The organism is Streptomyces sp. NPDC004667, assembly GCF_040609475.1.
In the GTDB taxonomy this organism is placed as follows: domain Bacteria; phylum Actinomycetota; class Actinomycetes; order Streptomycetales; family Streptomycetaceae; genus Streptomyces.
In genome coordinates this window covers 70,543-84,291 of the sequence record NZ_JBEXKC010000003.1, presented here as the reverse complement: position 1 = coordinate 84,291, position 13,749 = coordinate 70,543, and the positions used below count along the sequence as shown (strand labels likewise).

11 protein-coding genes are annotated in these 13,749 nt (G+C 74.2%); 6 read left to right on the top strand and 5 right to left on the bottom strand.

Annotated features, from left to right (window positions below; translation table 11 throughout):
• Nucleotides 1-142: 142 nt before the first annotated feature.
• Together ABZW32_RS02515 and ABZW32_RS02510 are read left to right on the top strand one after the other, a co-directional pair.
• The gene (locus ABZW32_RS02515; RefSeq protein ID WP_356210147.1) at nt 143-1,717 is read left to right on the top strand and encodes a molybdopterin-dependent oxidoreductase; all 1,575 of its coding nucleotides are present in this window, start codon (nt 143-145) and stop codon (nt 1,715-1,717) included.
• A 125-nt stretch (nt 1,718-1,842) separates the two neighbouring features.
• On the top strand, nt 1,843-2,490 hold the full coding sequence (locus tag ABZW32_RS02510) for a fasciclin domain-containing protein (protein WP_030232996.1): 648 nt from the start codon (nt 1,843-1,845) through the stop codon (nt 2,488-2,490).
• 124 nt (nt 2,491-2,614) lie between these two features.
• Here the strand turns inward: ABZW32_RS02510 and ABZW32_RS02505 are convergent, their stop codons facing one another.
• Together ABZW32_RS02505 and ABZW32_RS02500 are read right to left on the bottom strand one after the other, a co-directional pair.
• On the bottom strand, nt 2,615-2,911 hold the full coding sequence (locus ABZW32_RS02505; RefSeq protein WP_266837033.1) for a YkvA family protein: 297 nt from the start codon (nt 2,909-2,911) through the stop codon (nt 2,615-2,617).
• Between the two features lie 16 nt (nt 2,912-2,927).
• Nucleotides 2,928-3,392 (bottom strand): MarR family transcriptional regulator, encoded by a 465-nt coding sequence (locus ABZW32_RS02500; protein WP_356210144.1) that lies wholly within the window; start codon nt 3,390-3,392, stop codon nt 2,928-2,930.
• A 111-nt stretch (nt 3,393-3,503) separates the two neighbouring features.
• On the opposite strand from ABZW32_RS02500, the gene ABZW32_RS02495 reads away from it, so the two are divergent.
• Both ABZW32_RS02495 and ABZW32_RS02490 read left to right on the top strand, forming a co-directional pair.
• A complete protein-coding gene (locus ABZW32_RS02495) occupies nt 3,504-4,079 on the top strand; it encodes a DoxX family protein (RefSeq protein WP_356210142.1) in 576 nt (191 codons plus the stop codon).
• A 96-nt stretch (nt 4,080-4,175) separates the two neighbouring features.
• Nucleotides 4,176-5,972, top strand: a complete 1,797-nt coding sequence (locus ABZW32_RS02490; protein WP_356210140.1) for a glycoside hydrolase family 15 protein — start codon at nt 4,176-4,178, stop codon at nt 5,970-5,972.
• Between the two features lie 90 nt (nt 5,973-6,062).
• On the opposite strand, the gene ABZW32_RS02485 is transcribed toward ABZW32_RS02490, so the two are convergent.
• Complete coding sequence (locus tag ABZW32_RS02485) at nt 6,063-7,469, bottom strand: APC family permease (RefSeq protein WP_356210138.1); 1,407 nt, start codon at nt 7,467-7,469, stop codon at nt 6,063-6,065.
• Nucleotides 7,470-7,925: 456 nt separating this feature from the next.
• Here ABZW32_RS02485 and ABZW32_RS02480 point away from each other — a divergent pair, with 456 nt between their 5' ends.
• Nucleotides 7,926-9,329 (top strand): serine hydrolase domain-containing protein, encoded by a 1,404-nt coding sequence (locus ABZW32_RS02480; RefSeq protein ID WP_356210136.1) that lies wholly within the window; start codon nt 7,926-7,928, stop codon nt 9,327-9,329.
• 76 nt (nt 9,330-9,405) lie between these two features.
• On the opposite strand, the gene ABZW32_RS02475 is transcribed toward ABZW32_RS02480, so the two are convergent.
• On the bottom strand, nt 9,406-11,580 hold the full coding sequence (locus ABZW32_RS02475) for a SpoIIE family protein phosphatase (protein ID WP_356210133.1): 2,175 nt from the start codon (nt 11,578-11,580) through the stop codon (nt 9,406-9,408).
• Nucleotides 11,581-11,889: 309 nt separating this feature from the next.
• Between ABZW32_RS02475 and ABZW32_RS02470 the strand changes: the two genes are divergently transcribed.
• Nucleotides 11,890-12,609, top strand: coding sequence for a class I SAM-dependent methyltransferase (locus tag ABZW32_RS02470; protein ID WP_356210131.1), 720 nt, complete (start codon nt 11,890-11,892; stop codon nt 12,607-12,609).
• Here the strand turns inward: ABZW32_RS02470 and ABZW32_RS02465 are convergent.
• Nucleotides 12,606-13,520, bottom strand: a complete 915-nt coding sequence (locus ABZW32_RS02465; RefSeq protein WP_356210128.1) for an alpha/beta hydrolase fold domain-containing protein — start codon at nt 13,518-13,520, stop codon at nt 12,606-12,608. The two genes, ABZW32_RS02470 and ABZW32_RS02465, sit on opposite strands and share 4 nt — an antisense overlap.
• Nucleotides 13,521-13,749 lie beyond the last annotated feature (229 nt).

Sequence of the window (13,749 nt, the reverse complement as noted above, 5' to 3'; positions counted from 1 at the left end):
GCCATGGTGCCACCGGCCACCGACAGCACCGCGCCGGGTGCCGCCCCCTCCCCGGCACCCCGGCCGACGTCAACCGCAAACCTGTTGTCACCCGAAGGGCGGATCGGCCAATCCGCCGGACCGGTGGCCCCGAAGACCCGTTGTGAGGATCGACCGCAGCACCTTCGCCCGCACCGCCCCGGCGGCGCTCGCCGGCCTGCTCTCCGGCTACGCGGCCCTGGCCGCCGCCGAGCTGGTCTCGGCCGCCGTACGCCCCGAGGCGGGGCCCGTCACGGCGGTGGGCGGGGCGGCCATCGACCGCACGCCGCCCGCCCTGAAGGACTGGGCGATCCGTCACTTCGGCACCGACGACAAACTGGTCCTCCGGCTCGGGATCCTGGCGGTCCTCGGCCTCCTCGCCGTCGCCCTCGGCCTCCTCGCCCTCCGCCACCGGCGCACCGGCGCGGCCGGGGTGCTGGTCTTCGGCGCCGTCGGCGGCGCGGCCGCCCTGACCCGCCCCGACTCCACCGGCCCGGCCGACGCCCTGCCCTCACTGGCGGGCGCGCTGGCCGGAGCGGGGCTGCTGTACCTCCTGACCGGACTGCTGACGGCCCCGGGAACGGCGCCCGCCCCGGTCGCCGGCGCCGGCTGGAACCGCCGGGGCTTCCTGACCGCCGCCGGGGCCGCCGCACTGACCGCCACGGCCGCCGGAGCCCTCGGGCGCCGCCTCGGAGCCTCGCGGGGCCGGGACGCGGCCGCCACCCGGGACGCCGTACGCCTGCCCGCACCCGCCTCACCCGCAGCGGCGCTGCCCCGGGGAGCCTCCCTCCGCATTCCCGGGATCAGCCCCTTCACCACCCCGAACACCGACTTCTACCGGGTCGACACCGCACTGGTGGTCCCCAGGCTGTCCGCCGACACCTGGCGGCTGCGCATCCACGGCCGGGGAGTGTCCCGGCCCCGCACCTACACCTACGCCGACCTGCTGGGCCGGGACCTGATCGAACGCGACATCACCCTGACCTGCGTCTCCAACGAGGTCGGCGGACCCTACACCGGCACCGCCCGCTGGCTCGGCGTCCCCCTCGCCGGCCTGCTCCGCGAGGCCGGAGTACGCCCCCCGTCCCGGGGCGGCCCGGCCGACCAGCTGGTGGCCCGGTCCACGGACGGCATGACCCTGGGCAGCCCCGTCGAGGAGGTCATGGACGGCCGGGACGCACTGCTGGCCGTCGGGATGAACGGCGAGCCGCTGCCCTTCGAGCACGGCTTCCCCGTACGGATGCTCGTACCCGGCCTCTACGGATACGTGTCCGCCTGCAAGTGGATCCAGGACATCGAGCTGACCACCTTCGACGCCTACGACCCGTACTGGGTCAAGCGGAAGTGGGCCCGCCGGGCCCCCGTCAAGACCCAGGCGCGCATCGACACGCCCAAGCCCTTCGCCCGGCTGCGCACCGGCCCGGTCACCGTCGCCGGGGTGGCCTGGGCCCAGCACCGGGGCATCGACCGGGTCGAGGTGCGCGTCGACGAAGGCCCCTGGGAGCAGGCCGACCTGGCCGCCGAGGACACCGCCGACACCTGGCGGCAGTGGTCCTACCCCTGGCGGGCCGCCCCGGGCGGCCACACCCTCACCGTCCGCGCCACCGACCGGACCGGAACCGTCCAGACCGAGGAGCGCACCCGGACCATCCCGGACGGCGCGAGCGGCCGGCACTCGGTGGTGGTCAGCGTGGACTGAGCCACGGTCCGACGAACGGGGCCGTCCGAGACCTCCCGCCCCCTGAACCTTCCCGCCCCCTGAACCTTTCCACGCCCTGCCGGGCCTCCGCTCCGGCGGCAGACATCCCAAGGAGAACCCCCGTCATGAACACCCCTCGTTTCCGCCGTACCGCCGTCGCCGTGGCCGCCGCCGCGGTCCTGCCCTTCGCCCTGGCCGCCTGCTCCTCCGACTCCGGCTCGGACACCGCGTCCGGCAGCCAGGCGGCGGCCGCCGGGACCACCCCGAGCAGTGCGGGGTCGATGCCCGCGGCCGCGATGGACCAGCCGTTCGGCCCGGCCTGCGCCGGTGTGCCCAAGGAGGGCGCGGGCAGCTTCGACGGCATGGCCAAGGACCCCGTGGCCACCGCAGCCTCCAACAACCCGGCGCTGTCCACGCTGGTCACGGCCGTCAAGAAGGCGGGTCTGGTGGACACCCTGAACAACGCCAAGGGCATCACGGTGTTCGCCCCGACCAACGACGCCTTCGCCAAGATCCCGAAGGCCGACCTCGACAAGGTGCTGGCCGACAAGGCCACGCTGACCAAGATCCTCACGTACCACGTGGTGGGCCAGTCGATCACCCCCAAGCAGCTGGAGAACGGCTCCTTCGACACCCTGGAGAAGGGCAAGATCACCACCGCCGGCTCGGACGGGTCCTACAAGGTCAACGACACCTCGAACGTGGTCTGCGGCAACGTCCCGACCGCGAACGCCACGGTCTACATCGTCGACACCGTCCTGATGCCGAAGTAGCGCCCCGGAGCGGCACCGCGAGCGCCGTCCGCCGGCGCCGCGGTCCATGGACGGACGCCGTACGGTCCCGGGGAATGGGCCGTGCGGCGTCCTCGGCGCCCGCGACGGCGGGCGCCCCGCGCCGTCAGGCGGCCCGGTCGGAGGGCCTCCTGGCGGCGGCGGCCGAGGCGGCCGCCTGCAGGGAGCGCAGCGCCAGCAGCAGGACGCCGATGTCGTCGAGGTACACCGGGTCCGGAATCAGGTCCACGGGCGAGAGGGTGTAGGCGACGGCCACCCAGAACAGCGCCTTGTCGCGCAGCGGGATCCCCGCGTCCAGCAGCAGCCTGCGCGCCGCGAACACCCGGACCAGCAGTACGCCCGCCGCGACCGCCAGCCCGAGGGCGAGGACCGCGGCGAGGATCAGCCAGGCATTTCCGTCCATGAGGGACTCTTACCCGTCAGGCGCCCTGTTCGCGCAGCCGGCGGCTGACCTCTCCGAGGCCGGCGGCCAGCGCGTCGAGCTGCTCGGGGGTCAGGACGTCGACGAGGATCTCCCGGACGGTGGTCACGTGTCCGGGCGCGGCCGCCTCCAGCCGGGCCAGGCCCGCCTCGGTGAGGACCGCGAAGACCCCGCGGACGTCGGAGGGACAGCTGCGGCGGCGGACCAGACCGGCCTTCTCCATCTGGGTGACCTGATAGGTCAGACCGCTCTTGGAGTTGATCAGGCCATTGGCCAGTTCGGTCATGCGCAGCTCGCGGTCGGGCGCGGCGGCGAGCCGCACGAGGATCTCGTACTGCGGGTGGGAGAGGCCGGAGTCGTCCTTGAGCTGTTGGTCGAGGCGCCGGTTCACCAGGGCGGAAGCGGCCAGGAAGCCGTTCCAGGCCCGCATCTCGCGGTCGTCCAGCCATCTCGTTTCAGCCATGGGCTCAGCCTACACGGGTTGTTCCAATTTGAATCAGTGGTTAGGGTCGGGGCTGTCGGTTCGAATTTGAACAACTCCCCTCGGACCGTACCGACCGGAAGGAACCACCCCATGACCAGCGCCTCCGCCACCGCGACGAAGGCCCCGGCCACGGCACCGGCCGTGCAGGACGCCCCCACCGCCCCCACCGGCTCCACCGCTCCCCACGACGCCGGACTGCTGCTCCTGCGCGTGGTCCTCGGCCTGACCGTGGCTGCCCACGGAGTACAGAAGCTCTTCGGCTGGTTCGACGGCGGCGGCATCACCGGCACCGGCCAGTTCTTCACCGCCAGCGGCTACCCGGCAGGCGAGACCATGGCCGTCGTCGCCGGCCTGACCGAGACCCTGGGCGGCCTCGCCCTCGCCGTCGGCCTGCTCACCCCGCTCGCCGGCGCCGCGGTCCTCGGCACGATGATCAACGCCGCCGCCGTCCACGGCACCGGAGCCTTCTTCGCCCCCAAGGGCATGGAGTACGAACTCCTCCTCGCCGTGGCCGCCGCCGCCCTCACCCTCACCGGCCCCGGCCGCTTCGCCGTCGACCGGCTGCTGCCCGTCCCCGCGCTGCGCACCCACCGGCTCGCCGTCGGCGCCGGGGCCCTGGCCCTCGCCGTGGTCCTCGCGGCCGTGACACTCCTCGCACGGAACTAGACGGTCGGTCCGCTCCGCGGCGGACGGATCCCTCCCTCGGAGGGATCCGTCCGATCACCCTGATTGGCCCCGGGTGATCGGGGGAACAGCGGAGAAATGACACAACCCATCGAAGACTACGCACTCATCGGCGACCTGATGACCAGCGGTCTGGTCGGCCGCGACGGGTCCATCGACTGGCTGTGCCTGCCCCGCTTCGACTCCGCCGCCTGCTTCGCCGCCCTCCTCGGCGAAGAGGACAACGGCCACTGGCGCATCGCCCCGAAGAGCGCCGCCGACGGCGAGCGCTGCACACGCCGCGCGTACGTGGACGGCTCGCTGGTCCTGGAGTCCCACTGGGAGACCGAGGACGGCAGCGTCAAGGTCACCGACTTCATGCCGCAACGGGACACCGCACCCGAGGTGATGCGCATCGTGGAGGGGATCACCGGCCGGGTCACCGTCCGCAGCACCCTGCGGCTGCGCTTCGACTACGGCCACGTGGTCCCCTGGGTGCGGCGCAGCGAGGGCGACCGGGTCGCCGTGGCCGGACCCGACTCGGTGTGGTTCCGCAGTGACCCGCCGGTCCACACCTGGGGCGAGGACAAGAGCACCCGCTCGGAGTTCACCGTCGGCCCCGGCGACCGGGTCGCCTTCGTGCTCACCTGGCACGCCTCGCACGAACCGCGCCCCGAGCAGGTCGACCCGTACCAGGCGCTCCAGCAGAGCCTCGCCGACTGGCAGGAGTGGTCCGGGCGCTGCCGCTACCGGGGTCCCTACCGGGAGGCGGTCGTCCGCTCCCTGATCACCCTCAAGGGCCTCACCTACGCCCCCACCGGCGGGATCGTCGCGGCGGCCACCACCTCGCTGCCCGAGGAACTCGGCGGCGTCCGCAACTGGGACTACCGCTACTGCTGGCTGCGCGACTCCACCCTCACCCTCGGCACCCTCCTGTCCACCGGCTACCTCGACGAGGCCGGCGCCTGGCGCCGCTGGCTGCTGCGGGCCGTCGCGGGCGACCCGGCCGACCTCCAGATCATGTACGGCCTCGGGGGCGAGCGCCGGATCCCCGAGAGCGACCTGCCCTGGCTGCGCGGATACGCCGGCTCCGCGCCCGTCCGCGTCGGGAACGCCGCCGTGGACCAGCTCCAGCTCGACGTGTACGGAGAGGTCCTGGACTCGCTGCACCTCGCGCGCACCACCGGCCTCGCCAAGGAGCGCCACGCCTGGAAGATCCAGCTCGCCCTCCTCGACTTCCTGGAACGCAACTGGCACCGCCCCGACGAGGGGCTGTGGGAGGTGCGCGGCCCCCGCCGCCACTTCGTGCACTCCAAGGTGATGGCCTGGGTCGCCGCCGACCGGGCCGTGCGGGCACTGGAGGGAGACCCGACCATGCCGGGGGACGTGGAGCGCTGGCGGACCATGCGCGACGACGTCCACCGCGACGTCTGCGAGCACGGGTTCGACCCCGAGCGGGGCACCTTCACCCAGTACTACGGCTCCCGCGAGCTGGACGCGGCCACCCTCCTCATCCCCCGGGTCGGCTTCCTGCCGCCCGACGACCCCCGGGTCATCGGCACCGTCGACGCGGTCCGGGCGGAACTGGGCCGCAGCGGTCTGGTCCGCCGCTACAGCACCGAAGGCCCCTCCGTGGACGGGCTGCCCGGGGACGAGGGAGCCTTCCTGGCCTGCTCGTTCTGGCTGGCGGACGCGCTGCACCTGACCGGCCGGGAGAAGGAGGCGCGCACCCTCTTCGAACGGCTGCTGGACGTGCGCAACGACGTGGGGCTGCTGGCCGAGGAGTACGACCCGATCGCCGGACGCCAGCTCGGCAACTTCCCGCAGGCCTTCAGCCACGTCGGCCTGGTGAACACCGCCCTCACCCTGTCCGGAGAGGGCGCCACGAGGGGCTGACCGTGCTCCGGGCCCGGCGCCCGCGGAACGCCCACGGGGCCGTCGCGCGTCGCGACGGCCCCGTGGGCGTGGAGGGGGCGGGCCGGGGGATCAGTCCTCCAGGCCCTCCTCGCCCTCCGGAATGGTCACCAGCCAGCGCGAGTCCTTGCGCGGCCGCAGGTACAGCGCCCAGTACAGGGTGGCCACCGCCGTGATGCCACCGGTCCACAGCAGGTACTGGGTCTCCTGCTGGGTCAGGATGTACGCGAGGACGAGGATCAGGGCGATCGGCACCGCCGGCCACAGCGGCATCCGCCAGGCGGAGGCCTGCCCGTGCGCCCCGCGCCGGCTGAACAGCGCGGCCACCGCGACCAGCAGGTACATGCCGGTCACCGAGACACCGGTGACCCCGTAGAGGGTGTCGAGGTTCACGAAGCACATCGCGGCGCCGGGGAGGCCGACCAGCAGGGTGGCCACCCACGGGGAGCCGAAGCGGCCCAGGCGGGACAGTCCGCGGTTGACCGGCTCGGGCCAGGCCTTGTCGCGGGCGGAGGCGAACAGCACCCGGGAGTTCTGGATGACCATGACGATGCCCGCGTTGATGATGGCCAGGGCCACGCAGAGGCTGACGAAGGTGCCGACCGCCGAGTTCGACCACGCCGTCACCATCGTGCCGAGGTCGCCGGAGGCGAGGGCGTCCAGGTCCGGGGCTCCCAGGGTGATCGCGATGACCGGCACGAGGATGACCGCGGTGGAGATGGCCAGGGTGGCCAGGACCGTGCGCGGCACGTTGCGGCGCGGCTTCTCCAGCTCCTCGGACAGGTACACGGCGGTGGAGAAGCCCTGGGTGATGAACAGCGCGATGGCCAGCCCCGAGACCACCATCATGGCGGTCACGGTGGAGGTGCCGCCGCCCTCGACGGCGACCGAACCGTGCACCAGGGCGTCCGCGCCCCGCTCACTGTGGGCGAAGCCGAGCACGGCGACCAGCGCGGCGGCGACCACTTCGAGGACGAGGAAGATGCCGGTGATCCAGGCGTTGGCCCGCAGGTCGAGCAGACCGGCGAGGGTGGCGAGCAGCATCACGGCGCCGCCGGCGACCGGGGCCGGTATGTTGATCACGGGGGAGAGGTAGTCGGCCGTACCCATGGCGATCACGGGTGGCACGATCATCACCACCAGCAGCGACAGCACGAACACGAGCCAGCCGGCGAGCCGGCCCGCGAGGGTGGACACCATGGCGTACTCGCCGCCCGCGCTGGGGATCAGGGTGCCCAGCTCCGAGTAGCAGAACGCCACGCCGACGCAGAGCAGCGACCCGATGGCGATCGTGAGGGCGGTCCAGGTGCCGAGGCTGGAGAAGAGATCGGGCACGACGACGAAGAGGGTCGAGGCGGGCGTCACGCACGACAGCGTGAGCAATGTCCCGCCGACGACGCCGATGGAACGCTTGAGCTTCTGCGGGGTCGGCCCGGTCGCCGGGGCGAGGGCCTGGGGGGCGCTGATCGTGTCAGTCATCGTGCGGGATTTCCGATCGCCATGTGCGGTGAATGAGCGCGGGAGCGGTATCGCCTCCGGGGCGGTGGTGGGCAAGTCGCTGCGTGACTCCCGTGGCCGATATGGAAACTCCGCGAGATCCGCAGGTCAAGAGCTGTTCACCTGCGGATTCCATCGTGCCGGTCGGGCTGCCCGGCCCCGTCCGAGCGTTAAGACCGCGTAAACATTGACCCGTGAAGGGGTGCGGGAACCGCAGCGTGATCGCGCGAATTTCCTTCCGCTTTGCCCGCCGGGGGAGGGATCCGGGCCGCGTCAAGAGGACCCGGGGAGTGAGGGGCGCCTGCTCCTGACGGCCGACGGCGCGCGCGCCGGGATCGTCCTCCCGGCCGATGGACCCGGCCGCGGCAGTCGGAAGAATCGGAGGACCCAAGATCCATCGATGCCCCGTCGGGGCCTTGACCGCCCGGGGAGACCCACGTGGAGCAGCACGCGCAGCACGACCGACGGGACCGGTTACGGGCGGCCGCGGCCGGGGCCGCCGTCGTCCTGGCACTCCTGGCCGGGGCGGCCCCGGCGCAGGCCGCCCCCGGAGCCGGCCGGGCGCCCGCCGCCGACGCCGACCCGGCTTCCGCTTCGGCCCCGGCTTCCGCTTCCGGACCGGCTTCCGCTTCCGGCCCGGGCGGGATCGACCGCCGGGACCTCGACCGGCGGCTCGAAGCCGTGCACGCGGCGGGCATGTACGGGGCCTACGGCTCCGTCCGCGACGGCCGTGGCCGCTGGGACGGGGCCACCGGCCTCGCCGACGTGGCCACCGGAAGGCCCACCGCCCCCGGCATGCGCCACCGCGTCGGCAGCGTCACCAAATCCTTCACCGCCGTCGCCGTCCTGCGGCAGAGCGCCGAGGGGCGGATCCGCCTGGACCGGCCGGTGGGCGACTACCTGCCCGGCCTCGTCCCGGGGGAGCGCGGCCGCAAGATCACCGTGCGGATGCTGCTGAACCACACCAGCGGGATCGCCGACTACATCGACGAGGCCTTCCCGTCCCTCAAGGAGGGATCCGCGAAGAGCCTCGACGAGTTCCGCTACCGCACCATCGCCCCGGACCGGCTCATCCGGATGGGCACGGACCGGCCGCAGCTGTTCGAACCCGGCACGGACTGGTCGTACGCGAACACCAACTACCTGCTGCTGGGCGAGCTGCTGCGGAAGGTCACCGGCGAGGACCCCGAGAAGGTCATCACCCGGGACGTCATCCGCCCGGCCGGACTGCGGGACACTTACTTCCCTGGAACCGACCCGCGGATCAGGGGCCCGCACGCCCGGATGTACGAGAGCCTCTACGGCCTGATCGACCCGCCCCGCGACTACGGCGACTTCAACATGACCATGGCCGGCACCGCGGGGGCGCTGGTCTCCACGACCGGCGACCTCACCACCTTCTACCGGGCCCTGTTCCAGGGGAAGTTGCTGCCCGCCGCACAGCTGCGGGAGATGCGCACCACGGTCCCCGTGAAGGAGGCCGACGGCAGCGTGGTCTTCCGCTACGGCCTCGGCATCTACACCATGGACACGGCGTGCGGGCCGGTCTGGGGCCACGACGGGATGGTGTTCGGCGCCGGCACGAGCGCGCTGACCAGCGCCGACGGGGAGCGGCAGTACGCGGTCGGCTACAACCTGACGAAGTACCAGCGCTTCGACGCGAACGGCGCGCCCGTCCCGCACCCCGTGGACGCGGCCCTGGGCGTGCTCCAGGACCGGGCGCTGTGCCCCGCCCCGCCGGACGCGGCCCGGTCCGCCGCCCCCGCACCGGCGCGGGAGCCGCTGGACGCCCGCACGTCCGAAGGCGTCCGCAACGCGGCCGCCGCCCGGAGCGGGCAGTAGCCGGGGAGTTCCGCGGCGCGGGCCGCCCCTCCCGGGGACGGGCGGCCACGGGCGGCTCCGGGCCGGATCGCCCCGGTTACGGATCCCCACCCGTGCGGGAGGCCAGCAGCAGGGCGATGTCGTCGGGGCGGTCGGCCGCGCTCCCGGCCTCGGCGATCAGCCGGTCCGCCGTCTCCGTCAGCGGCGACGGCCGGGCCCCGGCCAGGGCCGCCCGCAGCCGCTCCACCCCCTCGTCGATGTCCGTACCCGGCATCTCCACCAACCCGTCCGTGTACAGGGCGAGCACCGCGCCCGGCTCCAGCCACAGCTCCGTCACCGGGTAGTCGCCGCCCGCGTCGATGCCCAGCACGACCCCGCCGGGCAGGTCCAGCACCTCGGTGCGGCCGTCGGGGTGGCGCAGCAGCGGCTGGGGGTGACCGGCGCGGGCGGCGAGGGCCCGGCCGGACCCCGGGTCGAGCAGGACGTAGCAGCAGCTTGCGAACTGGCCCGGGTCCAGGTCGATCAGCAACTGGTTCGTCCCCCGCACCACCTCGTCGGGGGCGTTGCCGCTCAGCGCGAAGGCCCGTACCGCGCTCCGCAGTTGACCCATCGTCGCGGCGGCCGCCACCCCGTGTCCCTGGACGTCCCCGATGACGAGCGCCAGCAGCCCCGCACTCGTCTCGATCACGTCGTACCAGTCGCCGCCGACGTCCATGCCGACCGTGCCCGGGAGGTAGCGGCCCACCGTGTCCACGTGCCTCAGGATCGGCAGCCGCCGCGGCAGCAGGGCCGACTGCAGGCCCCGGGCCAGCGCCGCCTCGCTGTCGTAGCGCCGCGCCCGCTCCAGGGCCTGCGCGATCAGTCCGGCCAGCGCGGTGAGCACCGTACGCTCCTCCGGGCTGAAGCCGCGCGGGACGTCGAAACCGAGGATGCAGGAACCCACCGGGCGGCCGGAGGCGATCAGCGGCAGGAACGCGCGGGCGCCGACGTCCGCGTCCAGCGGGATCCCCGGATAGGCCGTGGCGAGGTGCTCCATCGACTCGAAGAACAGCGGCCGGCCCGTGGTCAGGGTCTCCACGCCGGGGAGGCGGACGTCGAGCGAGACCCCGTCGAAGCGGTCGAGGAACCCCTGGGGGAATCCGGTCTCCCAGGCCAGGTACAGGTGCCGCTCGTTCAGCAGGTAGATCGCCAGTTGGCGGCCGCCGAAGGCGGGCAGCAGTTCCTCGGTGACCACCGCCGACACCTGGCGGGCCGTGACCGCCTCCGTCAGGGCGATGGCCAGGGCCACCGGCCGGTAGAGGGCGGCCGCCCGGCCGGCGGGCGTGCCGGCCCCCGTACCGGTCCGGGCCGCGCTGTCGGGCACGGGGGGCGGCTCCTCGCCGCGGTCGAGGGTCACCGTCACCCCGTCCGGCCCGGGGTAGAGCCCCACCGTCATCCAGTCGCGGTCCGGGTCCGGGCCGCAGCGCGCCGCGAAGTGCACCGGCAGGGGGGACAGGAACACCCCCCGGAAGTGGTCCTCGTAAGCGGGATGCCCCAGCCACGGCACCGCCTCCCACAGGAAACGGCCGAGCAGGCCCTGCGCACCGGAGGCGAGGAGCGCCTCCGCGGCGGAGTTGACGAAGCCGATCCTGCCCTCCCGGTCCACCGACAGCAGGGCCTGCGCGAGGCGGTCCACGGCCTCCCGGGCGCCTCCCGCCGGGGTCGGGGCAGGGATCTCGACCGGGTCGCCGGTCCACACCACGGGGTCCCCCGCCGTCGCCAGCGCGGCCAGCTCCGTGGCCAGGGCCGCGGCGGCGTCGCGCAGCCACTTCCGGTCGGCCTCCCCGACGGCCCGGCCCGGGGTCGCCGGACGCAGTACGAACAGCACCCCGAAGCGCTCCGGCCCGCCCGTGACGGGCTCGTACAGCGAGGAGAAGGGGACCGGCAGCCCGGCCATCAGCTGGGGGAAGCGCCGCATGGCCGCCTCCTGGTCCGCGAGGTGCACGGACTGGCCGGAACGGTAGGCCTCGGCGACCGGGTACGGGCGGTTCACCTGCATCCGCCACCAGGGGCCGAACAACGGGCCCGGCAGACCCGTGAACACCGCCAGCCGCAGCAGCTCCGGGGACTCGGAGCGCAGGTACACCCCGCCCGCGTACCCGCCGAGGGCCTCCACGGCGCTCACGGCCGCACGGGCGAGCACCCGGTCCCGGGCGTCGTCGGGGCAGGAGCCACCGCTGTCCGGTCTCGCCGTCACACAGCAAGGATGCGCCCCCGGCGGCGAGTGGTGCATCCCCGGTTCCGCGCCCGGCCGCGGGGGAGTCCGTGCGGGCAGGCGTCCCGCCGCGGAGCACGGGCCCGGCTGCGGGGGAGCCCCTGCGGGGCCCGCGTCCGCCGTGGGGGAGAGTCCGTGCGGGGCACGCGCCCGGCCGCCGGGGAAGCCGCGCGGGGCACGGGCCCGGCCGCGGGCCGGGACGCACCGCTCGCCGCCGGGCCCGTGGCGACCGGACGCCGTAACCACTGACCCGAACGCCTCCCCCGTCCGGGGGACGGACCGGCGCGCGGGCCGTGGCCCCCGCCCGCACCGGGGAGGCATGCCGGCATGCACCAGCCCTACGACACGTCCACGCACCCGGCGCCCCGGGCCGCCTTCACCGCGGCCGACGCCTACACGCTCCGCACCGCGCTGGACGCCCTGGGCGGGGTCCGCGACCTCGACGCCCTCGACGTGGCCTGCGGTCACGGCGGCACCGTCACCCTGCTCGCCGACGGGGGAGCCCGGCGCACCGTCGGGGTCGACAACTGCCCCGACCGCCTGCGCCGCGCCCGCGCGGCGGCCTGCGGCTCGGACGCGGTGGAGTACGTCCTCGCCGACGCCGCCGCCATGCCCCAGCTCGGTCCCTTCGACCTGGCCACCGCCGTCTACCTGTTCAGCCACGCACCCGACCGGGAAGCCCTGCACGCCATGTTCCGCGGGATCCGCTCGAACCTGCGGCCCGGAGGCCGGCTCCTGTCGCTGGTGCGCAACCCGGGCGGCTTCCCGCGCGTGGACTGGTCCCCGTACGGCGTGCGCATCCTCGACCGCGTGCCGGAGGGCGACGCACCCCTGCTGAAGGCGCAGTTCCTGACCGAGCCCCCGCAGCATTTCGAGTACCGCGAATGGGCGCACGCCGACTTCGCCGAAGCCGCCGTCGACGCCGGCTTCACCACCGTCGGCTGGCAGCCCAGCCGGACCCCGCCCGCCGATCCGGCGCGCGACGAGGCCTACTGGAGCGCGTACCGGGCCTGGCCCGTCAGCTCGCTCATGACCTGCACCGCCTAGAGCGGATCGGCCGCGGCCTCCGTGACGAGCTCGACGATGCGCTCCCGGGCCGCGCGCCCCTCCGGGACCGGGAGCAACGGGTACCCGTGCGGCAGGCCCGGCTCCTCGTGCCACTCCACCTCGACCCCGGCGGCCCGCGCCCGGCGCAGCAGCTCCCGGCTGTCGGTGCTCAGCACGTCCCGGGTGCCGGTGAACACCGTCAGCGGCGCCAGCCCCTCGAAGGAGCCGTGCAGCGGGCTCACCCGGGGGTCGTCGAAGGGGAGGGTGCCCGCGTACAGCCGGCCCGCCTCGGCCAGGCCCGCGCGGGTCAGCACCGGGTCGGCCGGCTCGATGGCCGCCTGGCCCGGGTGGCTCATGCTGACGTCCAGCCAAGGGGAGATCAGCACGATCCGGGACGGCTGCGCCCCGGTGCGCTCGCGCAGCCGCTGCGCGGCCGCCAGCGCCAGCCCGGCCCCGGCCGAGTCGCCCACCAGGACGGTGCCGCCCGCGCCGCCGCTCTCGATCAGGCCGCTCAGCAGGTCGGCGGCGACCGGAACCGTACGGTCGGCGGTCCCGCGCGGCGCCAGTACGTACGCGGGTACGACGACCCGCGCGCCCGCGCGCGTCACCAGGGTCCGGATCAGCGACCAGTGCGGCCGGACCAGCTCGTCGACGAAGGTCCCGCCGTGCACGTACAGCACCCGCGCCACCGGCTCGGCCCCGCGGGGCGACGCGTCGTACACGGGCCAGGCCCCGACGAAGGTCCGCGACACCTCGGCGACCCGGCCCAGCGAGCGCGGCGGCAGGTGCGAAGCGGGCCGGCGGGCCGACCGTGCCACCTTCGCCCGGACCGCTTCGGCCGTCGCGGACCGTCTTCGCCGCCCCGTCGCGACCAGTGCGGCCGAAAACGCCCTGCTGCGCAGACTCGGCACGCCCCTCACCTCCCCTTTTCCCCGGACCGGGACCGTCCACCGGATCGTGCCCCGGCCCCTGTCCCCCATCACGTGAGGAGCATAGGCGTGAAGCTGCGCTGTCGACCCGCTTAAGAAAGTCTCGATGGACTGATCACTACGCCGATCGGCACATTGGTGCCAGTCACCCACGCCACCTGCGCACCAGCGCGCCCGGCGTCCCCACCCGCAATGCCCCTGGAGCCACCCC

Coding starts and splice junctions, on each gene's coding strand:
- ABZW32_RS02510 (WP_030232996.1), top strand. CDS start 1,843: ATGAACACCCCTCGTTTCCGCCGTACCGCCGTCGCCGTGGCCGCCGCC.
- ABZW32_RS02505 (WP_266837033.1), bottom strand. CDS start 2,911: ATGGACGGAAATGCCTGGCTGATCCTCGCCGCGGTCCTCGCCCTCGGG.
- ABZW32_RS02500 (WP_356210144.1), bottom strand. CDS start 3,392: ATGGCTGAAACGAGATGGCTGGACGACCGCGAGATGCGGGCCTGGAAC.
- ABZW32_RS02495 (WP_356210142.1), top strand. CDS start 3,504: ATGACCAGCGCCTCCGCCACCGCGACGAAGGCCCCGGCCACGGCACCG.
- ABZW32_RS02490 (WP_356210140.1), top strand. CDS start 4,176: ATGACACAACCCATCGAAGACTACGCACTCATCGGCGACCTGATGACC.
- ABZW32_RS02485 (WP_356210138.1), bottom strand. CDS start 7,469: ATGACTGACACGATCAGCGCCCCCCAGGCCCTCGCCCCGGCGACCGGG.
- ABZW32_RS02475 (WP_356210133.1), bottom strand. CDS start 11,580: ATGCACCACTCGCCGCCGGGGGCGCATCCTTGCTGTGTGACGGCGAGA.
- ABZW32_RS02470 (WP_356210131.1), top strand. CDS start 11,890: ATGCACCAGCCCTACGACACGTCCACGCACCCGGCGCCCCGGGCCGCC.